Source organism: Adhaeribacter sp., from assembly GCF_057359045.1.
The window spans coordinates 1-23,928 of the sequence record NZ_JBMQUD010000061.1; the positions used below are offsets into that span (position 1 = coordinate 1).

Annotated in this window: 18 protein-coding genes; 11 read left to right on the plus strand and 7 right to left on the minus strand. The window is 43.1% G+C overall.

What is annotated here, in order from left to right; all coding sequences use genetic code 11:
- Positions 1-351: 351 nt before the first annotated feature.
- Positions 352-1,614, minus strand: coding sequence for an asparagine synthetase B (locus ACO1R6_RS10130; protein ID WP_486264453.1), 1,263 nt, complete (start codon positions 1,612-1,614; stop codon positions 352-354).
- Positions 1,615-1,752: 138 nt separating this feature from the next.
- On the opposite strand from ACO1R6_RS10130, the gene ACO1R6_RS10135 reads away from it, so the two are divergent.
- The 5 genes from ACO1R6_RS10135 (at position 1,753) to ACO1R6_RS10155 (ending at position 8,811) form a co-directional block, all read left to right on the plus strand.
- On the plus strand, positions 1,753-2,991 hold the full coding sequence (locus ACO1R6_RS10135; RefSeq protein WP_486264425.1) for an ABC transporter permease: 1,239 nt from the start codon (positions 1,753-1,755) through the stop codon (positions 2,989-2,991).
- Between the two features lie 378 nt (positions 2,992-3,369).
- Positions 3,370-4,614: a glycoside hydrolase family 1 protein gene (locus ACO1R6_RS10140; RefSeq protein ID WP_486264426.1), complete on the plus strand. Its 1,245-nt coding sequence runs from the start codon at positions 3,370-3,372 to the stop codon at positions 4,612-4,614.
- Between the two features lie 75 nt (positions 4,615-4,689).
- Positions 4,690-7,104, plus strand: coding sequence for a TonB-dependent receptor (locus tag ACO1R6_RS10145; RefSeq protein WP_486264427.1), 2,415 nt, complete (start codon positions 4,690-4,692; stop codon positions 7,102-7,104).
- A gap of 187 nt (positions 7,105-7,291) precedes the next feature.
- A complete protein-coding gene (locus ACO1R6_RS10150; RefSeq protein WP_486264429.1) occupies positions 7,292-7,909 on the plus strand; it encodes a hypothetical protein in 618 nt (205 codons plus the stop codon).
- 47 nt (positions 7,910-7,956) lie between these two features.
- Positions 7,957-8,811, plus strand: coding sequence for a GNAT family N-acetyltransferase (locus ACO1R6_RS10155; protein WP_486264430.1), 855 nt, complete (start codon positions 7,957-7,959; stop codon positions 8,809-8,811).
- Positions 8,812-8,862: 51 nt separating this feature from the next.
- On the opposite strand, the gene mtaB is transcribed toward ACO1R6_RS10155, so the two are convergent.
- A complete protein-coding gene (gene mtaB, locus ACO1R6_RS10160; protein WP_486264432.1) occupies positions 8,863-10,185 on the minus strand; it encodes a tRNA (N(6)-L-threonylcarbamoyladenosine(37)-C(2))-methylthiotransferase MtaB in 1,323 nt (440 codons plus the stop codon).
- Between the two features lie 163 nt (positions 10,186-10,348).
- Positions 10,349-12,187, minus strand: coding sequence for an LTA synthase family protein (locus tag ACO1R6_RS10165; RefSeq protein WP_486264434.1), 1,839 nt, complete (start codon positions 12,185-12,187; stop codon positions 10,349-10,351).
- Positions 12,188-12,437: 250 nt separating this feature from the next.
- Here ACO1R6_RS10165 and ACO1R6_RS10170 point away from each other — a divergent pair, with 250 nt between their 5' ends.
- Positions 12,438-14,627, plus strand: coding sequence for a glutamine synthetase III family protein (locus tag ACO1R6_RS10170; RefSeq protein ID WP_486264436.1), 2,190 nt, complete (start codon positions 12,438-12,440; stop codon positions 14,625-14,627).
- A gap of 71 nt (positions 14,628-14,698) precedes the next feature.
- Here ACO1R6_RS10170 and ACO1R6_RS10175 read toward each other — a convergent pair whose 3' ends face one another.
- Positions 14,699-15,157, minus strand: a complete 459-nt coding sequence (locus tag ACO1R6_RS10175) for a hypothetical protein (protein WP_486264438.1) — start codon at positions 15,155-15,157, stop codon at positions 14,699-14,701.
- Between the two features lie 201 nt (positions 15,158-15,358).
- Here ACO1R6_RS10175 and ispG point away from each other — a divergent pair, with 201 nt between their 5' ends.
- From ispG to ACO1R6_RS10195, 4 genes are all read left to right on the plus strand, one after another.
- Positions 15,359-17,338, plus strand: a complete 1,980-nt coding sequence (gene ispG, locus ACO1R6_RS10180; RefSeq protein ID WP_486264440.1) for a (E)-4-hydroxy-3-methylbut-2-enyl-diphosphate synthase — start codon at positions 15,359-15,361, stop codon at positions 17,336-17,338.
- A gap of 7 nt (positions 17,339-17,345) precedes the next feature.
- Positions 17,346-17,855, plus strand: coding sequence for a hypothetical protein (locus tag ACO1R6_RS10185; protein WP_486264442.1), 510 nt, complete (start codon positions 17,346-17,348; stop codon positions 17,853-17,855).
- 167 nt (positions 17,856-18,022) lie between these two features.
- Positions 18,023-18,190, plus strand: a complete 168-nt coding sequence (locus ACO1R6_RS10190; protein ID WP_486264444.1) for a DUF6728 family protein — start codon at positions 18,023-18,025, stop codon at positions 18,188-18,190.
- Entirely contained in the window at positions 18,190-18,564 is a 375-nt protein-coding gene (locus ACO1R6_RS10195) for an MmcQ/YjbR family DNA-binding protein (protein WP_486264445.1), read from the plus strand. The genes ACO1R6_RS10190 and ACO1R6_RS10195 overlap by 1 nt, the downstream gene beginning before the upstream one ends.
- Before the next feature lie 7 nt (positions 18,565-18,571).
- On the opposite strand, the gene ACO1R6_RS10200 is transcribed toward ACO1R6_RS10195, so the two are convergent.
- From ACO1R6_RS10200 to ACO1R6_RS10210, 3 genes are read right to left on the minus strand one after another with little or no spacing between them, the layout of a single operon-like run.
- Complete coding sequence (locus tag ACO1R6_RS10200; RefSeq protein WP_486264446.1) at positions 18,572-20,605, minus strand: sensor histidine kinase; 2,034 nt, start codon at positions 20,603-20,605, stop codon at positions 18,572-18,574.
- The gene (locus ACO1R6_RS10205) at positions 20,583-21,305 is read right to left on the minus strand and encodes a transmembrane-type terpene cyclase (RefSeq protein ID WP_486264447.1); all 723 of its coding nucleotides are present in this window, start codon (positions 21,303-21,305) and stop codon (positions 20,583-20,585) included. The genes ACO1R6_RS10200 and ACO1R6_RS10205 overlap by 23 nt, the downstream gene beginning before the upstream one ends.
- Positions 21,306-21,340: 35 nt before the next feature.
- Positions 21,341-22,606, minus strand: a complete 1,266-nt coding sequence (locus tag ACO1R6_RS10210; RefSeq protein ID WP_486264449.1) for an oxygenase MpaB family protein — start codon at positions 22,604-22,606, stop codon at positions 21,341-21,343.
- Between the two features lie 416 nt (positions 22,607-23,022).
- Between ACO1R6_RS10210 and ACO1R6_RS10215 the strand changes: the two genes are divergently transcribed.
- On the plus strand, positions 23,023-23,928 hold a 906-nt coding region (locus tag ACO1R6_RS10215), incomplete at its 3' end, for a sialate O-acetylesterase (RefSeq protein ID WP_486264451.1).

Genomic DNA, 23,928 nt, shown 5'->3' on the forward strand with positions numbered 1-23,928 from the left:
CTAAACAAAAAAGAGCTTGGATAAACCAGGCTCTTTTAATTTTATAAGTTATCCAACAAAAAAGACCTCTCAACACGGCTATGTAACCATTATGCCAGCAGCAAACCCTGATGCCGGCCCAAGGGATTGACCCACTGCCGGCACCAGGCATTACCTTTCTTTCCCTTCGCTTAAATATAATAAGCCAGAAATTTACTGGTATTTATCATAAGATTAGATATCAAAGTAAACCCTTTTCCTGTATTCTGAACAGAGATTATTTTTACCTTTTTTCTAGTACTTTACCGGTAAATCGTGCCCCTCCCTACAAAATTGAATTTGATTAAAACACCGATTAACGAACAGCAAAACTCAGGTCTTTTGTTTTTTCTTTTTAGCCGCCGGGAATAAAATATTGTTTAGAATTAAACGGTAGCCCGCCGAGTTGGGATGTAAGGTTAAATCGGTAGGTTCTTCGTCTACCATGTGCTGGTAGTCTTCGGGGTCGTGGCCGCCGTAAAAAGTCCAGGTGCCTTTGCCCAGGGTGCCGTGCATATACCGCACTTCGTTGGCCGCTTTGGTTTCGCCCATTACAACAACTTCGGGCTTTATTAAAGGCTTTTTAAACGCGGTGGTCTGGCCCATAAACCCTTTTATGGTTTTTTCGTGGTTTTGCGTAAGCATGGTAGGGATGGGGTCCCACTTGGCCGAAAACGTAAATAACTGGAAAAAATCGTTGTTCTGCTGCAGGTTGCGTTCAAATAATTGGTTGTCTATATCCGAAAACTCTACTTCGTAGGCATTGCGGCTAATTTTAAAATCTTTAAAAGCCAGGGTTTTAGAATAATCCAGTTTTTGTTGTGCCTGCGGGTCGGGGGCATCGCCATCGTACATAACATCGGCAATGTCGGTTCCTTCGGCGGCTAAAGCAATATCGTAGGTATCTGTGGCCGAACACATGGCAAACATAAAGCCGCCGCCAGCGCAAAATTCTTTCATTTTTTTAACTACCGCTAACTTAAGCTGCGTTACTTTGTTAAAGCCGTATTTTGCGGCAATAGCTTCTGCTTCTTGTTGTTGGGCCCGGTACCAGGGGTAATTGCGGTAATGCACGTAAAATTTACCGTACTGGCCAGTAAAATCTTCGTGGTGCAGGTGCAGCCAGTCGTATTTGGGTAGTACATTATCCATCACTTCTTCGTCAAAAATTATGTCGTACGGAATTTCGGCGTAGGTAAGCACCAGCGTAACGGCATCGTCCCAGGGTTGTTTGGTTTTAGGCGAATACACGGCAATTTTAGGTACTTTCTCCAGCTTCATTAAATCCATGTTTTCGTCGGGGTTACTAATCTGGGATAAGATTGTAGAATATTGCGCATCTGAAATTACCTGGTAAGAAATGCCCCGTACTACCAGCTCATTTTCTAAAGTAGGCGAATGTTTAAAGGCAAAACTGCCGCCCCGGTAATTCAGCAGCCAATCTACCTCTACTTGCAACGTAAGCGCATGATAAGCCAGACCATAAGCTTTTAAATGATTTTTCTGACTCGCGTCCATCGGGATTAAGATTTCTGAAGCCAAGGACCGGTAACCCAATAACAACAGCAAAGACAGGCAGGTAAAAAAACGATTTATCATATAGTAGAGCAAAACTGCACCTCCGCACAAAATAGTTTTAAATATATTAAAAATACCTTATAACTTTATAAAGCAAAAGGTAGGTTTTTTATAACGAACGGGGCTGGTAAGGGTATATAATTTTTTTATTTATTTATGAATTTACTCGAAAATATAAAGGAAGGTCTGCGGGCCATTCAGAGTAATCTGCTCCGCACTATTTTAACGGCCCTGATTGTATCTATTGGTATTATGTCGTTGGTAGGGATTTTAACCGCCGTCGAAAGCATAAAATATTCTATCAACGAGACCTTCTCGAGCTTTGGTGCCAACTCTTTTGATATTGTAAGTAAAGGTTATTCCAATTCTTTCCGGCGGGGTGGCCGGGCCGATAAAGTATACCCGCCCATCTCTTATTTGCAGGCCAAGAAATATAAAGAATCGGTGAATGAAAACATGCGGGTTAGTATTTCGGCCAATATTAGCGGGGCAGTGGTGGTTAAAAACAATACTGTAAAAACCAATCCTAACTCTACAGTAGTGGCCGGCGACGAAAATTACCTTTTGAACGAAAATTTTAATATAGCCAATGGCCGGTCTTTTTCGGCGATAGAACTCGAAAGTGGTGCCAATGTGGTTATTATCGGGCACGAAATTGCGCAAAATTTATTTAAACAGGAAAGCCCTATTTACAAGAACATCAGTTTTATGGGCCGCCGGTTTAAAGTTGTGGGGCAGTTAGAAAAAAGTGGTAGCAACATGGGTGGGGGCGGAGCCGACCGCATGTTGCTGGTACCTTTGGTAACCGGCAATAACTTTCCGCGGTCGCGGGCCCTTACTTACGACATTAAAACCACTATTCTGAATAACGATAATTTTGATTATATAATGGCCGAAGCCACGGGTGTTATGCGCAAAGTGCGCCAGGACCCTTTGGGCCACGAAGAGTCTTTTGAAATTAACCGCAGCGACTCCATGCTCAAAAGCCTGAATGATATGTCGGGGTATTTAAAAATTGGTGGGTCGCTGGTGGGTTTTATTACGCTCCTAGGCGCTTCTATTGGGTTAATGAATATCATGATGGTATCGGTAACTGAACGGACCCGCGAAATTGGCGTACGTAAAGCATTAGGTGCCACCAAAAAACAAATTCAGCAGCAGTTTTTGGTAGAAGCCATAGTGGTGTGTTTACTGGGCGGCATTTTAGGCATTATTCTGGGCGTTTTAATGGGCAACGGTATTGCCAAACTCATTGGCGAAGGTACTTTTTTTGTGCCCTGGTTCTGGATTTTAATTGGCCTAATTGTGTGTATAGCTGTAGGCTTGTTTTCTGGTTTATACCCCGCTTACAAAGCTTCCCGCCTCGACCCGATAGAATCTCTCCGGTACGAGTAATTTAAAAATTTTGCTACTGGATTATGAAATATTTAGATAGCTATTTGACAATAGCCAGAAACATTTTAGTGAATCTTAATATTATTAGCCAGCCTCCTCAGATATAGTAACCTGTTTTGCGTTTCTTCAAAAGTACTTATGGCGGCCATTTGTAGAGTTATCACCGCCCATTTGTTAGCTTTAATCTGATTTCTTGCCAGTGAAAAACACACGGCCAAGCAGCCTTTTACGAAATATTCAAACCGCCAAACCAGTTCTAAATAGCTTGAAGCCAGAATTTTTTATTTGCTTAATTTTTTTATTCATTTCTAAATATTCGCGTATTAGAACAGAATAAATTAAGCAAATAAACCTTTACCAACACAACAGCAATGGCCTATGACAATCAAGGCTGGTATTTTCCCGACTTTTTTTATTTCTGGATTTGAATGCTCTACTTTTAACTGGAAAGACAAAGGCCGCCGAAATTTAATTCAGGAAACCCAGCACCACCTGTACATACAGGAAGATTACCAGATGTTGCGCACCTTGGGTATTGCGGTGGCCCGCGAAGGTATTCCCTGGCCCCTGGTAGATAATAAAGGTAAGTACGATTTTTCGGAATTAGACCCCGTTTTAGAAGCCATGAAAAGCGCCCAGATTCTGCCCATCTGGGATTTGTGCCACTACGGCTACCCCGACGATCTGGACCCTTTTACCGATGCGTTTGCCGTAAGATTTGCCGATTATTGCCGGGCAGCAGCAGAGTACGTAACCGAACGTTTACCAGGGCAGCATTATTTTACCCCGATAAACGAAATTACTTTTTTCTCTTTTTGCGGCGGCGAATGGGGGTGGGTTGCTCCTTTTAAAAAAACAAAAGAAGACCGCTTTGCTTTGCGGTTAAGTTTGTGTAAAGCGGCCATAGCCGGCGTAAAAGCCATCCGGGAAGTAGTACCCGACGCCCGCATGGTGCACATCGACCCTTTGGTGCAGGTAGTAGCGCCTTACGACCGGCCCGACCAAATACCGCTGGCTTACCACGAAACATACGTCGATACTTTTCTGGCCTGGGATATAATCGCAGGGCTGAAGCACCCCGAGCTGGGTGGCTCCCCGGAAATATTAGATATTGTGGGAGCCAATAATTATTCTTTTGGCCAGATGGAATACCGCGCAGAAGGTCCGCACGCAGCGCTGGAGCCGCACGACGAGCGCATAAAACCTTTGTGTGAATTGTTAAAATTGATTTGGGTGCGGTATAAACGGCCCATGATTATCGGCGAAACCAGCGGCATGGAAGGCGGCCGGGCGGCCTGGTTAAAAGATGTAATGGAAGAATCGATGGCGGCGGTAAATGAAGGCATGGATCTACACGGTATCTGTTTGTTTCCGGCAGTAGATATGCCCGATTGGCACACCGGCGAATGGCTGCACAACGGCATTTGCGATTTAGAACCCCACGGCGAAAACCTGAAAAGAATATTGCACGAACCTTACGTACAAGAGCTGCGGCGGTGGCAAAAAGAACTTAACCGGGTTACCACCCTCGACTCAGACCCATTGAGCGATCTGGTAGAATTAGCCGATGTAATTGCCGCAGCTAAACGGTTAAAACCTAAACCCGACCAGAACTGGAGCTAATACCGGGCATATATATAACTGGTATTTATTAAGTAATATTTGCATGTTTTACTATCCTAGCCGTCCGGATTAGTCTTGAAATTAAATTTTAACTTAACTTTTATTCTTTTCTGGCTCAGTTTACCAATTGCTGCCCAGGTAATTACCGTTACCAATAAAGCTGATTTGCAGCCCATAGTGGGGGTAAATATTACCTTTCCGGAGACAAATATTACTTTCAGTACCAACCATCTGGGGCAAGCAGATATTTCGGCAATAAACCAAAGCGGCGCAGTAGAATTTTGGGCGGTGGGGTACCAGTATATCCGCTTAGACTTTAATACGCTGCAACGGCAAAACTACCGGGTGTTGCTTACCGAGAGCAGTTACGCTTTGGGCGAAATAGTGGTATCGGCCAGCCGCTTCGCCGAAAAAAAAGAAGAAGTTCCCCAACCCATTCAGGTGCTCCGGAAAGAAGATATAGCTTTTATGGGGCAAGCCACCACGGCCGATGTACTGCAGCAAACCGGTAATGTACTGGTGCAAAAAAGCCAGTTGGGTGGCGGCAGCCCTATTATACGGGGTTTCGAAGCTAATAAAGTATTGTTGGTGGTAGATGGCGTCCGGATGAATAATGCCATTTACCGGGGCGGCCATTTGCAAAACGTCATTACCCTCGATAATGCCATTCTGGACAGAGCCGAAGTAATATTTGGGCCGGGTTCGGTGGTTTACGGCAGCGATGCTCTGGGCGGAGTTATGCATTTTTATACCCGTAATCCGGAATTAGCCCCGGAAAACCAAAGAAAAATATTAAAAGGGCAGGCGTTTACCCGTTACGCTTCGGCTGCCCAGGAAAAAACCGGCCATGCCGAAATAAACCTGGGCTTCAGGAATATTGCCTTTTTATCGGCGTTTACCTATACCCATTTTTCAGATTTAAGGCAGGGTAAACATCACAACCAATTTCCGGAAGCAACCGGGTTGCGCCGCTTTTATGTGCAGCGTTTCCAGAAACGCGATAGTATGATAGCCACAACCAACCCCAATCTGCTCCGGCCAACCGGTTATCGCCAGTACGATTTTCTGCAAAAAATTAAGTTTCAGCCCAACGCAAATGGTATCCATACCTTGAATTTGCAATATTCAACTTCTTCGGATATTCCGCGGTACGACCGTTTAACTTTGCTAGGCAACAACAGCCAACCGCGCTTTGCTGAGTGGTATTACGGCCCTCAGAAAAGATTTTTTTCGGCTTATACTTTCGATAAAAAGGGTAGCAATTTTTTTTACCAGAATGCCCGTTTTATAGCCGGTTACCAACGCATAGAAGAAAGCCGGCAAGACCGCGCGTTCCGCAATAACATTCTGAATAGCCGGGTAGAGCAGGTAAATGTATATTCTTTAAACCTCGATTTTGAAAAAGAAGCTGGTAAAAACGAATTTCGTTATGGTTTAGAAGGTAACTATAACCAGGTACATTCATCGGCTTACCGCTTAAATATTGTCACTGACGAAAAATCACCGCTCGATACCCGTTACCCCAATGGTGGTTCCGATATGCAAACGGTAGCCGCTTACTTTACCCATGCCTACGAAGCGTCGCCTAAGTTTATTATTCACGATGGACTGCGGTACAGCCAGGTAAAGCTTACCGCTAACTTTGAAGACAAAACTTTTTTCCCATTTCCGTTTGACCATATCCGGCAAAATAACGGTGCCCTGAATGGCAATTTAGGTTTAACCTTTTTACCCGGAAAGGCTTGGCGGTTAGCGGCCTTGGCTTCGAGTGGATTCCGGGCTCCTAATGTGGATGATTTAAGCAAAGTTTTTGAGAGCGTGACGGGTACGATTATTGTGCCTAATCCTGATTTACAGCCGGAATTTACCTATAACACCGAAATAACGATTGCCAAAGGTTTTCGGAATAAAATTCGGGTAGAAGCCACGGGTTACCACACTTGGTACCGCCAGGCCATTACTACGCAACCCGGCACTTTTAACGGCGAAAACCAAATCCTGTATCAAAACCAGCTTAGCCAGGTGCTCACGAATAAAAACGCCCAGCAAGCTTATATTTATGGCTTCAGCGGCAGTTTAACCGCCGACCTTAGCCCGGCTATATCGTTGGCCAGCAGCCTGAACTATACCTTAGGCCGCATTAAAACCGATTCTGCCGACTACCCCTTGGATCACATTCCGCCTTTATTTGGCCGTACCAGTATAAAATTAAACCTGAAAAAGTTTCGGGGCGAATTTTTTGTGTTGTATAATGGCCGCAAAGCGTTAGCCGATTATAACCTATTGGGCGAAGATAATTTTGCCTTTGCTACTCCCAACGGCCTGCCAGCCTGGTATACCTTAAATATAAGAACAGCTTACCAAATTCATCCGCGACTACAAATCCAGGCCAATCTAGAAAATATTGCTGACCGGCACTACCGGGTTTTTGCCTCAACCATTAGTGCAGCGGGCCGGAATCTGAGTTTAACTTTACGGGGCAATTTTTAAGGGCCAAAACAATCGGCGGCCATTAAAGTTAAATAATTAATGTAGAAAGGTAAGCCTTTTGTAGTTAATCTGATTTCAGGCTGGTCAAAATCAATGGGCTAATGCCCTCAACAACCTGAAACGCAGCTAAAATTTATTTAGTGGTTAACTAATTAAAATTGGGGAGAAGGCTTAAATTAAAAGTAGCATGCAAAAGATTTTATTACCATTCGTTTTGAGTTTGTTTATATCTGTTCCGGCCCTTGGTCAGCATAACCTGAACTTGAAATTTTTTGGTTTAAGCCTGCACCCCAAAGGCGATGTAAACGCGCCTTTAATGCCCCTGAATCCGGATAAAAAAGGCTACCTGGTATTTAATTTGGGCGGTACCTTGGGCTATGAATATTTTATAAAACCAGACAAATTTTCGCTAAAAGCCATACAGGCGGTTTATTCAGATTGTGCTGCCCAGTTGGGTGGATTTACGCATGTAGGCGTGCGCTGGGTAATATTTAAAAAAGGCAAACATTCGATGAACGGTGGTTTTGGCCCGACTCTGGTTTACCGGCGCAACTGGTACCGTTTGCCAGATTACGAAGATTCCGGATTTTTTGATGGTACCCAGCATACCCAATGGCAGTATAAATTTATTCCGTACGCCGGCGAATTTGAATACAACCTGGCTATAAATAGTAAATACGATTTTTCTACCACTTTTATTCCGGGTTACCCCAGCCTGATGAGTTTATCTTTTGGCATCCGATACTGGTTACCCACCAAAAGCAAGCCTACAGAATCTGAAAATTTCCCGGCAGTGCGCCGTTAAATTTTATAATTTGGCTTGCTGAATTTAGTTATCAATTAAAGTAAACTATGCTATTTAACACCCTACAAGACGTAAGCCTTGCTACACTTGCCGAAAGTTTTAACCTGGCTTTCTCGGATTATGTGGTTCCAATGCATTTTACCACCCCGCAGTTCGAAGAAAAATTGCTCCGCGATGGCATCCAGTTACAGCATTCGGTGGGAGCTTTTGCCGATGGAAAGTTGGTAGGGTTTATCTTGCAGGGCATTAACTCCTGGAGCGGAAAAGTAACGGCTTATAACGGAGGTACCGGGGTAGTTCCGGCTTTTCGCGGCCAGAAAATAACGCAGCAACTGTATAATTTTACTATTCCTCAACTGCGCGTAGCCGGGGTAGAACAATGCTTACTGGAAGTAGTACAAAAAAACCGGGTGGCCGTAAAAACTTACCAAACCATTGGTTTCAAGGTAGTCCGCAATTTAATTAGCTACAAAGGTTTTTTAGATGAATCGCGGGTAAAGGCGCTGGTAGCCGGTATAGAATTTCGGGAAGTTACGGCGTTAAACCCCGACGTTTTAACGCTATACCGGGATTATGAGCCTTCCTGGCAATACAATTTGGCGGCCCTGGAACGCACCCGGCCCTTTAACCGGATTATAGAAGTGTATGATAAAGATGAATTAATTGGTTATGGGGTTTTACAAACGAATACCAACCGGGTAGCGCAGTTTGCAATTGCGCCGGCTTACCATCGCCAAGGCCTGGGCTTACATTTACTCCGGCATTTAACCCAGGGGCAAACATTGCCCGTGGCCGTTATAAACGTAGATGAAGCAAGTAACGCCACCCTGGCTTTTTTAAAAGCAGTTGGTCTGGAGTTATTTATTACCCAGTACGAAATGGTAATGCCCTTAAAAGCATAAATTCGGAATATTATTTCCGGATTTATGCTTTAATATTTTGATTTATAATATTTAATGATGTAAAACCTCAACCGAAGCTTCTTCTACTTCCATTAATCCCTGGCTATTAATTTGAGTCAGCCGAACGGTTTTGGTTTCGTTAACCAGGAGCGGATCGTACTTGGCCACTACCCGGATATAATTTTCGGTGAAGCCTTCCATTAAGCCGTTCTGAATATCGGCCTCAAACAAAACATTGGTTTCGTGGCCCAGGTGCTGCTCGTAGAATACTCTTTTCTTTTTCTCGGATAAAATCCGGAGCATGTCGGCGCGGCGGTTGCGTTCTTTAGGCGGCACCGTGCCGGGTAAATCTATGGCCCGGGTATTGTCTCTTTCGGAATACGGGAAAACGTGCAAGTAACTAATGTCCAGTTCGTTCAGGAAATTATACGTTTCCAGAAAATCAGCTTCGGTCTCGCCGGGAAAACCAACAATTACATCTACCCCGATGCAGCAGTGCGGCATTAAGCTTTTTATTAGACTAACCCGGCTGGCATAAACCTCGCGCAAATACCGCCGCCGCATTAATTTTAATATTTTATTACTGCCCGACTGGAGCGGAATATGAAAATGCGGCATAAATTTATTTGAACCCGCTACAAACCGGATAATATCGTCGGTTAGTAAATTGGGCTCGATAGAAGAAATGCGGTAGCGGTTTATGCCGGCCACTTTATCTAAAGCCTGAACAAGCTCGTAAAAATTCTCTTGCCGGCCCAAACCAGGTTGTATGCCAAAGTCGCCTAAATTTACCCCGGTAAGCACTACTTCTTTTACTTCGGTGGCAGCAATTTCATGGGCAGCTTTTAAAACACTGGCAATGGTGTTGCTTCGGCTTTTGCCGCGCGCTAAAGGTATGGTGCAAAAGGTACAAGAATAATCACAACCATCTTGTACTTTTAAAAAGGTGCGGGTGCGGTCGCCGAAAGAATAGGCCGTGTTAAAGGTATTGGCTTCGCTAATAGCACTGGCGTGTACCTGGGCTTTTTCGGGTTTTACAAAACCATCCAGAATATCAACCAACCTGAATTTTTCGGCGGCTCCTAATACCGCGTGTACCCCCGGAATTTCGGCAATTTCTTTGGGTTTTAATTGCGCATAGCAGCCAATAATGGTAATAAAGGCGTCTGGCGCATGCTTTAAAGCTTCTTTTACTACTTTCCGACATTTTTTATCGGCATTATCGGTAACCGAGCAGGTATTAATTACATAAATATCCGGCGTATCTTCAAAAGCTACTTTCTCGTAACCCCGTTCCTGGAATAACCGCGAAATGGTTGAAGTTTCGGAAAAGTTAAGCTTACAGCCCAACGTATAAAATGCCACTTTTTTCATGAGGCCGCAAAGATACAGCTTTTACCGGTAAAAATCCAGTAGCCAGAATCAGGGTAAAAGTTAATGCTGATTGGAATAAAATTACTTACCTCGCTGTAAAATAATAAATTATAACTAAATTTTAAATTGATGCTGAAAGGCTGCCGCGTGTTTTATTTAACCATTATTTCTGCAGAAAGTCCTGGAAAGAAGCCTGCATGTAGGCCTTGCCGTAGTTGATTTGTGCCGGCGTAACACCCGTATCTTGCCGGATCACTTTCTTTGAAATATTATCGAAAGTTGCGGCTCCCTGGGGCGTAACAAACCCAAAGCCATCCTGAAAAATGTAAAACGCAAAATCCTGTGTGGCTGGGTTTAGTAAATTTTTCCCCCAAGAGAACTGGCTATATGGTAAATCTAACTGGGCTAATACCGTCGGAATAATGTCGGTTTGGGAACCGACTTTAGAAATTATCTGCGGTTGGGCGGCTAAAGCACCACCAGTTAAAATAAACGGAATTTTATATTTTGAAGGCGCATCTAATAAATCGTTGCCAGGAAAACGGTGCCCGTGGTCGGCTACCAATACCACCAATGTGGTTGCCCACCAGGGTTCTTGTTGGGCTTGCGCAAAAAATTTACCCAAGGCGTAATCGGTATAATACACCGAATTTTTAAACTGGTCGGCTTCTTCTTTTTCGGGAAATTTTTTAGGAATGGGAATTTCGTAGGGTTCGTGGCTGCTCAGGGTAAAAACCGTGGTAAAAAAAGGCTGCTTTTCATTTTTTAAATCTTTTAAAACCCGCTGCAACAATACATGGTCGTGCACGCCCCATTTAGAATTATAATCTTTGGCGTCAAAATCATCTTTGCTGATTAAAGAGTGGTAACCGGCATTTTTTAAGTAAGATTTTATATTACCAAACGCCAGCTCGCCGCCATAATAAAAACTGCTGTGGTAACCGGCAGTTGTTAACTCCCGGTTTAAATGCGGCAGATTCTGCGTTTTTTGCGGCATTTTAATGATTGATTTCCGCGGCTGCACGGGGTACCCACTTAGAATGGCTACTATACCTTTTTCGCTCCGGTCGCCGCTGGCGTATATATTATTAAATAATATACCTTTCTGGGCTATCTGGTCCAGGTTAGGCGTTACGCCCGGCTCGCCGTCCAAACAACCTACCAGTTTAGCGGTGTAGCTTTCTAATATAATGAATAAGATATTGGGCCGCGCCTGGTTAATTATTTTCTGCCCACCGGCAGGCGGTAAAACCGGGTATAATTCGCCCACCATTTTACTAGCGGTTTCAGAACTATAATAATTGTAAGGGTTGGTGTTTTTGTAAGCCTGGGTACTTAAAGAGTACATGACATTCCAGGGAACATTAATAGCTGCCTGGTTTAAAAATATTTTATCGGAAAAATATACATCGCTGTGGTTAATGGGTATTTGCTGAATGCCGCCCCGCATGGGTATTATCAGCAACAACAACAACCAGAAACTAACAAAGCTGTAAATAAAATCTCTTTTATGAATAACGATAAAGCCATAAAAAAAACGGTAGTATAAATAAACCGAAACCAGTGTTAAACCCATAAACAAGATAAAAAGCAGGAGCAGGGGCGAGCTGGCCGTAGAAGCAGCCATTTCGGCGGGCGTAACCAAATATTGCAGAGGGGTAGCATCTAACCGAAACCCCCAGGCCTGGTACAGTTCCAGATCGGCTACGGTTAACAAAGAAATAATAAACAACAGTACCCAGGTATAATAATGTACCGCTTTATAGATGGGGAGCTTCGGGAAAAGCGACTGCACCAGATAACAAAAAAAGGGAAGGACGCAGAGGTAAGCAGTAAAAGAAGCATCTAAACGAAAACCGTACAAAAAAATATTAAATACTTCGGTAGTTTTAAAATCCTGGAGCCGGTTGGCATGGTAAATCAGAAAAATTGTTTTGGCTCCTATAAAATATAGTATCCAGCCCAAAAAATATTTAACCTGCAGAACCCACTTACTTTTCATGGTGCAAATATAGAATAAGCATCATTTTATAACTAACCCCTATCTGGGTGTTATATAAACGCTGGGTTTAAGAAAAAAAGGCCATTGAGTAAAAAAGGATAATATTTTTTTAAAGGAAGATTAATTTTAAGCCTGATTTTAAATATTTCATAAATTTAGGTTTAAATGATAAAAATTTTAAAGGTGTTATTAGCAGAATTTAAAACTATTAGTACCTTTGGCAAACCTATTAAAAAAACTGTAAAAAACTATGGCAGTCCTTCGTTTCAAAGCACTTGAAGTAGCTGAAAGCCGTCAGCCAGTTGAAGTGTTATCCCCCGCTCCTAAAATTTCAGATTATTATGGTAAAAACGTTTTTGGCATGGAAGCCATGCGTACAACCATGTCGGGCGAATATTTTAAAAAATTAAATACCGCAATTAAGCACGGTACCAAAGTAGAACGCAATGTAGCCGATGCCGTGGCCGCCGCCATGAAAACCTGGGCTTTGGCTAAAGGTGCTACCCACTTTACCCATTGGTTCCAGCCATTGACCGGTGCCACCGCCGAAAAGCACGATAGCTTTTTTGATTTAAACAGCGATGGCCAGGCCATTGAAAACTTTAAAGGTTCGGCGCTGGTACAGCAAGAACCCGATGCCTCTTCTTTCCCGAACGGTGGCATCCGGAATACCTTTGAAGCCCGCGGCTATACCGCCTGGGATCCTACTTCACCGGCCTTTATCATAGAAATTGCTGGTGCCAAAACCCTTTGTATTCCTACTATTTTTGTTTCTTATACCGGCGAAGCCCTGGATTATAAAGCTCCTTTGTTAAAAACCTTAGTGGCTTTAGAATCAGCAGCGGTAGAAGTGTGTCAGTATTTCGACCGCGATGTTACCAAAGTAAGTGCTACTTTGGGTATTGAGCAAGAATACTTTTTAGTAGATAAGGCTTTGTATGCGGCCCGTCCGGATTTAATGTTAACCGGTCGTACCCTTTTTGGTCATTCACCCGCCAAAGGCCAGCAGTTAGAAGACCATTATTTTGGTTCTATCCCGAGCCGGGTACACGCGTTTATGGTTGATTTTGAGCAGGAAGCCCATAAATTAGGTATTCCGCTGCGTACCCGCCACAATGAGGTTGCGCCTAACCAATACGAATGTGCACCTACTTTTGAAGATGCCAATTTAGCCGTTGACCACAACCAGTTGCTGATGGATTTAATGAGCAAAGTGGCCGAGCGTCATAACTTTAAAGTGTTGTTGCACGAGAAACCATTTGCCGGTGTAAACGGAAGCGGTAAACACAACAACTGGGCTATGTCTACTGATACCGGCGTTAACCTGTTAGGTCCGGGCAAACGGCCAAAAGAAAATTTGCAATTCCTGGCTTTCTTTGCCACTACCTTGATGGCGGTTTACAAAAACGCTGATTTATTACGCGCCAGCATTGCTTCAGCCAGTAACGACCACCGTTTAGGAGCCAACGAAGCCCCGCCGGCTATTATTTCTGCCTTTATTGGTTCACAGCTTAACCAGGTTTGCGAAGAATTAGAAAATAATTCGGATGTAGCCATCGACAAAGGCGACAACATGTACCTGAAACTGGGTATCGATAAAATCCCGGAAATTTTACTCGACAACACCGATCGGAACCGTACATCGCCGTTTGCCTTTACCGGTAATAAATTTGAATTTAGAGCGGTTGGTTCATCAGCCAATAGTGCCAATGCCATGACGGTATTAAACGCCATTGTGGCCGACCAATTAATCGAGTTCAAGAAAACCGTAGATGCGGCCATCGAGAAAGGCAAGAAAAAAGAAGTTGCCATTATTGATGTAATCCGGGAATATATTATTGCTTCTAAACCAATCCGGTTCGAAGGCAATGGTTACTCAAAAGAGTGGGAAGAAGAAGCCGCCCGCCGTGGTTTGAGCAACGTGAAAACGACGCCGCAAGCATTAGATTTCTTTGTTTCTAAAGAAGCCGAAGAATTATTCTCGCGCTTAGGGGTTTACACCAAAGTAGAATTGCATGCCCGTCATGAGATTTTGCTTGAAGAGTACATCAAGAAAATTCAGATTGAGGCCCGCGTTTTAGGCGATTTAGCAATTAACCACATTATCCCAACCGCCGTAGCTTACCAGAACAAGCTAATCAACAACATTAAAGGTTTGCGCGACCTGGGATTAGACGAAGAATATTCTAACGTAACCCTCGATACCATTAAAGATATCTCGCGGCACGTTGGTATTATCAAGAAAAATGTGGATGAAATGATTGACAAGCGCAAAGTGGCTAATAAAATTGAAGACACCCGCGAGCGCGCTATCATGTACTGCGACGAGGTGAAAGCTTACTTCGATACTATCCGTTACAGCGTAGATAAACTGGAGCTCATGGTAGACGACGAAGACTGGCCATTGGTTAAATACCGTGAATTATTATTCACACACTAATCCAATAAATAAAAAAGGCTCCGGAAACGGAGCCTTTTTTATTTATTGGATTGTTTTTAGTAAACTTTTGCTTAGGCCGCCTGGCCCGGCTTAAACTTTTCTTTAATTTGGTTCTTCAGAATCGATATTTTTTCTATAGTATTATTTAAACCCACCGAATTAAATAAATCCTGTACCTGACCGCTTTTTAAAGCTTTTTTACTGATTCTTTTTAAAAAGAAAGGTACCAGCAAAGTAGCCAGGTTTAAGGCAATACCACCCGGTAAGCCAAAACGCAATATTAAACGACCTACCAACCGCTGAATTATTTTATCAACCACCAAATCGGTGCCGGCTTTAACCGGTGCACTTTTTAAAAAGGCCACAACGCCGTTGTAATTACCGTTTTTAAGTTCGGCTTGCAATACCTCTTTTATGGTGCTGGTGGTTAAAGAAATAATATCAATGGCCTGTTTGCCTTTTAAACCCATTCTTTGCGCCTGGTCTTGCAAACGTTCGCGTAATCCGTTATTTAAATATTTATTAATCATGTTGTGTAAAGCCATTAATATAAAATAGAGTACATCAAATATAGTACCGGTTTAAGCTATTCGGAGATAATCAAGCCACTCTGACCGGCAAAACGATTCTAAACAAAACCTCATAATTTAAATAAATGGTCTTAATTTTGCAATAGCGTTTCCGAACATTCGGCCCCGTTATTTAGTTATAAATCCAAGAGCGCTGTACTTATGAACCTGAATTATTGTCCGAGCCTGACTACTTATACCCGCCGCGAAACCCGCGAAGTGAAAATTGGTGATGTTGCCCTGGGAGGGCTAAATCCAATCCGGGTGCAATCTATGACCACCGTAGACACTATGGATACGCTGGGCTCGGTAGAACAAACCATCCGGATGGTAGAGGCGGGTTGCGAGTACGTGCGCATAACGGCGCCAAGTGTAAAAGAAGCCGAAAACCTGCGCAATATTAAAGCAGAATTACGCCGGCGGGGCTATAACGTACCCTTAATTGCTGATATTCATTTTACGCCCAATGCCGCCGAACTCGCTGCCCGGATAGTAGAGAAGGTGCGGATTAATCCGGGTAACTACGCCGATAAAAAAAGATTTGAAGTTATAGATTATACCGACGTCACTTATCAGGCCGAACTGGCTCGGATTCGGGAGCGCTTTGTGCCCCTGGTAAAAATTTGCAAAGAACACGGCACGGCCATGCGCATCGGCACCAATCATGGTTCTTTATCTGATAGAATATTAAGCCGTTACGGCGATACTCCTTTAGGTATGGTTGAAAGTGCCCTGGAGTTTTTGCGGATATGTGAAGACTTGCACTACTACGATATTGTGCTCTCCATGAAAGCCAGCAACACACAAGTAATGGTACAGGCTTACCGGCTTCTAGCGCAAAAATTAACTGAAGAAGGCTTGCAACCGTATCCTTTTCATTTAGGCGTAACCGAAGCCGGCGAAGGCGAAGATGGCCGCATTAAATCGGCGGTGGGAATTGGTACTTTGCTGGAAGATGGCATTGGCGATACGGTGCGGGTATCTTTAACCGAAGCACCAGAATACGAAGCCCCGGTGGCCCGCATGCTCATCGACCGGTATACCGAGCGGCCGGGCCATACGCGCATCAAACCGGTATGTCAGGTTCCGATTAATCCTTTCCAATACCACCAGCGCGAAACGACCGAAGTAGGTAATATTGGCGGTAGCAACGTGCCCCGGGTAATTGCCGATTTAAGCCGCTTAACCGCTATTAAATACGCCGACCTGCAGTGTGTGGGCCATTTGTATTCGATGCTGCTGGATAAATTTAACATGAACGATTTAGGCACCGATTACATTTATACTGGCAGCGAACCCATTTCTTTTATGTTGCCCAACGGCTTAAAAGAAATTGTTGATTACGAGGCTTGGTTAACCGGCGGTGAACGAACCGAACATTATCCGGCTTTAACGCCAACCCAGTACCAGGAGAAGAACAACCGTCACCCCGAAATAAATTTCGTTTTCCAGAATATAGATTCTTTAACTTCGGAAACAATTGAGCAGTTGCGGCAAGATACTACGGCCATTATTATCCTGTATACCCAGAATAAACATGCCATGCCGGAACTACGCAAAGCTTTTTTCCGGCTCATGAACAACCAGGTACCAAATCCGGTAATCATAAACCGGCAGTACCCCGACATGGCCGCCGAAAAAACACAGTTATATGCTTCTACCGATGTGGGCGGTTTATTGCTCGACGGTTTAGGCGATGGCGTGGTACTTAGTACCGAATTAATGTCGGAGCGGAGTAAGCCGGAGTGGCTGCAAACCATAGATAGCCTGAATAAGTTGAGTTTTGGTATTTTGCAAGCGGCACGCACCCGCATGAGCAAAACCGAATACATTAGTTGCCCGAGTTGTGGCCGCACATTATTTGATTTACAGGAAACCACCGCCATGATTCGCAAGCGTACCGACCACTTAAAAGGCATAAAAATTGGTATAATGGGCTGTATAGTAAACGGTCCCGGCGAAATGGCCGATGCTGATTACGGGTACGTGGGAGTAGGCAAAGGCAAAATAGCTTTATACCGGGGGCAAACCGTTATTAAAAAAGCGGTACCTGAAGATGCGGCCGTAGATGAATTAATTGAGCTGATTCGGGAAGATGGCAAATGGGTGGAACCCGTGATGCTGGAGGCGCAGTTAAACTGATGGTAGTATGGCCAAGTGTTTTACCTACCAACTAAATTGGTTCTGGATTCTGATAATATCTTGTATTTTTAGCTGTAACCAACCTAGTCAAAAGGCTGCCGCTTTACCCGAAATTTACGATTTACCAAAATGGACCTGGCCGGCTTTAGAACAAAAGCGTTTTAAAGATTCTTTGGTTTTTGATACCCGCATCAATCCTTACTACTTGCAAGCCGATTTTGACCGGGATGGTTTTACCGATATAGCTATTCTGGTTAAGCGTAAAATGGATGAGCAACAAGGATTCGTTTTATTAAAAAATTCCGACAAAGAATTTACCTTACTTAATAATAGCCCTGAACCGGAACAGAAAAGTAATTTAAACTGGCTGCGTACCTGGAAAACAGAACGGGTATTACCCGCCGGTGCCGATGTTCAGTCGCAAGGAGAAGTAATTATTTTATTTCCGGAAGATGTAAAAAAGCCGGCCGTTTGGCTTTATTGGAATGGCCAGGCTTGGCAATGGCAGAGTAATTAATGTGATTAGCTAAATTAATTTAAGATTAAGTAAAGAAAAAAATACCATGCAGGCATATATTTTGTATTTGTCCGGCAAACTTCTTTACTTACTTAAGTGTTTTACTTAATAGCAACCATTTATCGGTTGGCCTAATACATTTATAAGCTTATAACTAAAATAAAAGTATGAAAAACCTGTTTGATTTTTCGGAAGTAGCTACCTACTTTTTCCGGGGAAAAGACCCTAATCGCAAAACCAATTTTAACCTCCGCAGCATGCACTTTATAAATAAATTATCGATGCTAATGTTTTTGGTGGCTTTAATGGTAATATTATTCCGGCACGTGCTCTAATGAATATTGAGGAATTTCGGGAATATTGTTTAATAAAACCGGGGGTAACCGAAGAAATGCCTTTCGGAGAGGATACGCTGGTGTTTAAAGTAGGCGGCAAAATTTTTGCCCTGACGGATATTAATACCTTTGCCAGTATTAACCTTAAATGTGATCCGGAGCGGGCGGTACAACTGCGGGAAACGTATGATGCCATTAAACCAGGTTACCACATGAACAAAAAGCATTGGAACACCATTTTAATAGAATATACGGTACCTGAAACTTTATTAAAAGAATTGATCGATTTGTCTTACGCTCTGGTTTTGAAAGGCTTACCCAAAGCCCAAAAACTACAGCTTTTAAGTGCGCTTACCGAGCCGGATACAGAATAAATAAATCTTACCCCGCCGGAACGGGTAATTGCAAAACCATTTCGGTAAACTCGCCTTCTTTAGAATTTACTTTTAAATCGCCGCCGTGGCCTTTGGTAATAATATCGTAGCTTAAAGATAAGCCTAAACCGGTTCCCTGGCCGGTGGGTTTGGTGGTAAAAAACGGCTGAAAAATTTTGTTTTTTATGTTCTCCGGAATACCGGTACCATTGTCCCGGATTGTAATTTCAACTTTACCGTTGTAGTAACGGGTACTTACCTGCATTTCGGGCATATACAACCCATTTAGTTGATTTTTCTTCTGAGCCAGCGCGTAAAAAGCATTGTTAAATATATTTAGTAATACCCGACCTAAATCCTGGGGCTGTACGGCTAAATCGGGCAAATTGTCGGCAAAATTTGTTTGCAGCCGGGCATTAAAGTTTTTGTCTTTGGCGCGCAAGCCATGGTAACTCAAGCGTAGAAATTCTTCGGTCAAATTATTAATACCCGTAAGTTCTTTTTGGCCGGCATTAACGTTCGAATGCTGCAGCATGTTTTTAACAATGCTATCGGCACGCTTGCCGTGAAATTTTATTTTCCCCTGGTTTTGCGTCAAATCATCAATTAAATCAGCCAGTGGTTTTTTCTGATCCGGCGGCAACGCTAATATTTCAAATTCGTCCTGCAACTCTTCGCATAACTCTTCCGATACTTCGGCAAAATTATTTACAAAATTTAAAGGGTTCTGTATTTCGTGCGCAATACCGGCAGTAAGTTCGCCCAAGGAAGCCAGTTTCTCCTGCTGAATTAATTTGGCCTGCGCGGCTTTCAGGTTTTCGAGCGATTGCTGCAGTTTTTGCGTACGGTCGGCCACACTTTTCTCCAGTAATATATTTTGCGCTTTTATAATTTCCGCTACCTGGTCTTTGTAGGTTTTAATTTTGTAAGCCACTGCCACCGAAAACAGTAAAGCATGGGCATCGAAACTTAGAATTAAGGAGTTGTGCAAAAACCGGGAGTAAGTAAAAATGCCTAGTATGTAATAAGTAATTAAAAATATAATGGTGAGGGTAGTGATAGAATACGCAATCAAGTACAAAATAGCGTGTTTATGTCCTTTGAGATAAAATGTAATACCTAAATAAATCAGGAAAATACTGGCTACCGGCGATATGTATTTATAGCCATAGGCTATTTGGGTAAACCCCAGTAAGGCGGCTAAAATCAGGAAAACCCAGGCGGTGTAAAACCCGAAAAATACTTTTTTAAGATGCGGCGAGGCTTCTTTATTTAAGTTTAGAAAATGATACGTAAATAAAAATGATAAAAAACCGGTTACGGAGGGTAGCCCGGAATCAAAACGATTAAAAAGATTGGCCGGTATAAAAGAGAACAGCTCGTAGAAATGGCCGGAATAAATGGTTAAGTGGGCACTAAGCGAAGCCAAGTACAACGCCAAAAGCAAATAATCTTTTTCTTTCGTTACCAGGTAAATAGAGGCTTGGTAAATAACCACCGCCAGCATAATACCCAATAAAATACCTTCGGCGGTATCCCAGGGGTGAGCGTATTTGATTAAAGCATCTTCGGGGTAAATAGCTGCCGGAAAAGCTTTGTAATTAAAGTGGTTTAACCGGAGCAGGAAAGTTTTGGTTTCGCCGCTTTGTAAAGGTAACCGCATTATGTCGCGGTTAGTGGCCAGTAATTTTTTGGTAACGCTGGTGTGGGTACCGGCCTTTTCGAGCAAAATTGCTTTACCTTGCTGGTAGTGGTATAATTTTACACTAATAAACCCAACCACCGGTAGCACCAGGTAAAGATTTTCATTTGTTTTGTTTTGTACAGTAAACCTGAACCAAAAAACATTACTCGTATCGTTGCTGATTTTTAAAAGGCGGTAATCAAATTTTTTAAAGGCCGGCAGGTACTTGGTTACCTCCCCGGATTGTACCGCCGATTCCAGAAAGTCGCTGTGTGGGGCAACCGGGTATATTTTTTTATTTTGGCTTACCACCAAGATTTCCGCAGCAGAAGCGCTAAACGGCCACCTGGCTAACAACACTAAGATTAGCAGGAACCTGAACAGTTTTATGGGCCGCATACCGGTAATGAATAATTACATAAACTATATTTAAAATAAATACTGCCAAGGTTAGCAGTTTAAGTAATTGCATTTGGGGGTAGTGTAAAACCACAAACAGACTCATACAGGTATTCCCGATTAACTCGCACCAAGCTACCCAAACTGAAAAGTATTGCTTGTTTTTGGCACTTAAAAAATGATGAATGTACAAAGCCGCCATAATAATGGTTATGAGGTAAGCCGATGTTGCGCCCATGCTGGTATCGTAACCTTCGGTATAAAAAAAATAAAATACCGGAATCCAAAATAAGAAAACTCCCAGTAGAATGGGTACAAAGGCTCTCGGGTTCTTTATGTATTCAAACTGTTTGTGGCCATACTGAATTATTAAGTAAAAAATAAGAATATCCATTAAAAACCAACTTTGTAAGCCCCGCACAAAGAGTTTACCCATATCGGTTACCACCAGAAAACCCCAGACAAATTCCCAGGCAAAATTAGATGCACCCGCCAGGTAAGGCATTTCTACGTAGCGGTTGCGGATGGTTTTGTATATAATGATACCATAAGCAATATTCCATAAAACGGTACCTACTAAAACCAAAATTATTTCCGTTAAGGAGTATTCACAGAAATTTATCCATTGGCTAGGGTCGGGCAGACAAGGTGATTTCATAACAGTAGCAGGTTTAAAAGCTTAAGCAGTTATAGCTAAACCGGTTCATTTACGCCCCAGTCTTTTTGCAGCGACTCCGGCAAGTAGAAATAAATTTTCTGCTCGTGGTTCATGTAATTGAGCATACCTTGTAGCATTATTTTACTAAAAGATTCGGCGAAAACCGCAAATAATTCTGAACGGTGCTCTAACTTTTCGTACTCGCTGCCCCAGGCCCGCAGACGCTGTTTAAGTTTTTCTTCTACCTCCGGGTCGGCAGGAGGCACTTCTAATATATTGCTCACCTGGTCGCCCATCATATACCGCAGCATTTCGTGCACTACTCCAAATAATTTTCCTTCCGGCGAAATATCTTCTTTAAATTTTATGAGCGCTGCCGTTAAAGATTTTCCGGCCATAGAGGGCCCCACCTGGTGCTGCATAATGGCGTTGCCCAATGCGCGGGCGTCGGCTACATTGTTAGGTAGTAAATCGGCATCTACACCCATAAAGTGACCTAATACCCGCCAGCAATGCTGGTAAGCTTCTTCTTCGGTGGGGCTTAGGTTTATATTCAGTTGTTTTAAGCCATCGAGCACCAAAGCCGAAAAAGACATAAGCGTGCCCGCCATATCTTCCTGGTTAATGGGTTCGTCGTAAAGAGTTGCATCCCAGCCGTGCTTTTTAATAAAGTACCGGATAGCGGCATGAATTAACCTGATTTTCTGAGCTGTCCGGATGCCTTTACCACCCGCACCCAAGCCTCCCGGCGACATGGCATTAACCACAAATTGCGCCGTTTCTACAATGCGGCGGGCGTAAGCATCCATGGCTCCTTGCTGGTCGTTTAGCCGCCCCGAATGGTATAGCACCATGGCGCCTTTGGCGCAGGCGTAACACTCGGGCATCGATTTACAAGATAAAACCAGGCTAATGAAAGCCCCGTGGCGGGTATAAATTTGTTCTCCCAGTAATAATAATTCCGGATCGGCCCAGGAAGGCAACTGGTTGCCCAGCGCAAAATAATCGTGTACTGCGGGCGGCAAATTAGCCGGAACTACATCATCATTTCTAACCATTGCCCGAAAAACGGTATTTATTAACTTTTCTTCGCCGGGCGTATTTAAAATAGCATCGATTACGGCATCGGCTTCCGGATCGGTATGGCTGCGTTTACTTTGCAGAAAATCCGTTGACCAGTTCTGAACAGGTAATGCCTGCAGGGCTTTAATCTTTTTGTCGAGAGAAGGTTTAACCCGGTATTTAGTCCCCAGATAAACCGAAACGGCCGCGACTGCAGCTAAAAGAAAAAGCAAGCCCATACAAGTAGCATTAAAGTGATACAGAACGATTTACTGTATTAAATATAACTATTAAATTTACTTAAATCCGGAAATATTATAATTAATTTATCTAAAAGTTAAATAAGTATTTTACTGATGGCTAATCAGTTTTATAGGTATAGTAGGAGAGATGATGGCGTGCTAAAAAAACCGGAATTCAGAGGCTAAATAAAGTATCAGACGGTTAATGTTGATTCTCAACCATTTCACCTTTAATCGTCTTTATATTATCTTAACGTTCTGGTTCTATAGAATAATTAAATAATTTAGGTTATATAAACCGGTGTTCTAAGCCAATCTATATAAGCAAACAGATGTAATATTTAAAATATTTAACTTTTAAACTGATAAATATTATATTACCTGCTCAAACTATCCACAAATATTTAAAACAAATGAAAAAATTATTAGTGATGCTGGTTGCCTGTGGTTTGGGTTTACCCAATTCCAGTGAAGCCGATGTTCGCTTACCCAAATTAGTGGGCGATAATATGGTGCTGCAGCGCGATACCAAGTTACCCCTATGGGGCTGGGCCGACCCCGGCGAGAAAGTAACGGTTTACTTCCAGAAGCAAAAGAAAACGGCAAAAGCAGCCAAGGACGGTAAATGGACCTTAAACTTAGAACCAGTTGCGGCAGGTGGCCCTTACGACATGCGCGTAGAAGGCAAGAATAAAATCAGTATCGGTAATATTTTGGTGGGCGATGTTTGGCTGGCTTCGGGTCAATCTAACATGGAGTGGAAATTAAAAAACACCGTTAATAATTTTGAGAAGGAAATTGAAGCGGCAAATTATCCCAACATCCGGTTATTTGATGTTAAGAATGAGGTTTCTTTTAAACCTTTAGCCGAGATTAAAAGCGAGGGCTGGCAACTTTGCAGCCCCCAAACCATTGGTAACTTTTCGGCGGTAGCTTATTTCTTTGGCCGCGATTTAATACAAAAATATAATATTCCCATTGGGCTGATTGCGTCGGAGTGGGGCGGAACCCCCGCAGAAGCCTGGACCGATGCCGCCTCTTTAAAGCAGTTCCCGGGTTATGATAAATCCGTGCAGGAAAACCTAAACCGCACCGATAAACCCGAGCGGATGCAAGGCTTGCCAGCTACCTTATACAATGCCATGATTGCTCCTTTGGTACCGTACGCCATAAAAGGAGCTATTTGGTACCAGGGCGAGTCGAATGCCGGTAAAGCGTATCAGTACCGTAAATTATTTCCGGCCATGATTACCGGCTGGCGCAAACAATGGGGCTACGATTTTCCGTTTTTATTTGTGCAGTTGGCTAATTACATGAAA

Coding starts and splice junctions, on each gene's coding strand:
- ACO1R6_RS10135 (WP_486264425.1), top strand. CDS start 1,753: ATGAATTTACTCGAAAATATAAAGGAAGGTCTGCGGGCCATTCAGAGT.
- ACO1R6_RS10140 (WP_486264426.1), top strand. CDS start 3,370: ATGACAATCAAGGCTGGTATTTTCCCGACTTTTTTTATTTCTGGATTT.
- ACO1R6_RS10150 (WP_486264429.1), top strand. CDS start 7,292: ATGCAAAAGATTTTATTACCATTCGTTTTGAGTTTGTTTATATCTGTT.
- ACO1R6_RS10155 (WP_486264430.1), top strand. CDS start 7,957: ATGCTATTTAACACCCTACAAGACGTAAGCCTTGCTACACTTGCCGAA.
- mtaB (WP_486264432.1), bottom strand. CDS start 10,185: ATGAAAAAAGTGGCATTTTATACGTTGGGCTGTAAGCTTAACTTTTCC.
- ACO1R6_RS10165 (WP_486264434.1), bottom strand. CDS start 12,187: ATGAAAAGTAAGTGGGTTCTGCAGGTTAAATATTTTTTGGGCTGGATA.
- ACO1R6_RS10170 (WP_486264436.1), top strand. CDS start 12,438: ATGGCAGTCCTTCGTTTCAAAGCACTTGAAGTAGCTGAAAGCCGTCAG.
- ACO1R6_RS10175 (WP_486264438.1), bottom strand. CDS start 15,157: ATGATTAATAAATATTTAAATAACGGATTACGCGAACGTTTGCAAGAC.
- ispG (WP_486264440.1), top strand. CDS start 15,359: ATGAACCTGAATTATTGTCCGAGCCTGACTACTTATACCCGCCGCGAA.
- ACO1R6_RS10185 (WP_486264442.1), top strand. CDS start 17,346: ATGGCCAAGTGTTTTACCTACCAACTAAATTGGTTCTGGATTCTGATA.
- ACO1R6_RS10190 (WP_486264444.1), top strand. CDS start 18,023: ATGAAAAACCTGTTTGATTTTTCGGAAGTAGCTACCTACTTTTTCCGG.
- ACO1R6_RS10195 (WP_486264445.1), top strand. CDS start 18,190: ATGAATATTGAGGAATTTCGGGAATATTGTTTAATAAAACCGGGGGTA.
- ACO1R6_RS10205 (WP_486264447.1), bottom strand. CDS start 21,305: ATGAAATCACCTTGTCTGCCCGACCCTAGCCAATGGATAAATTTCTGT.
- ACO1R6_RS10210 (WP_486264449.1), bottom strand. CDS start 22,606: ATGGGCTTGCTTTTTCTTTTAGCTGCAGTCGCGGCCGTTTCGGTTTAT.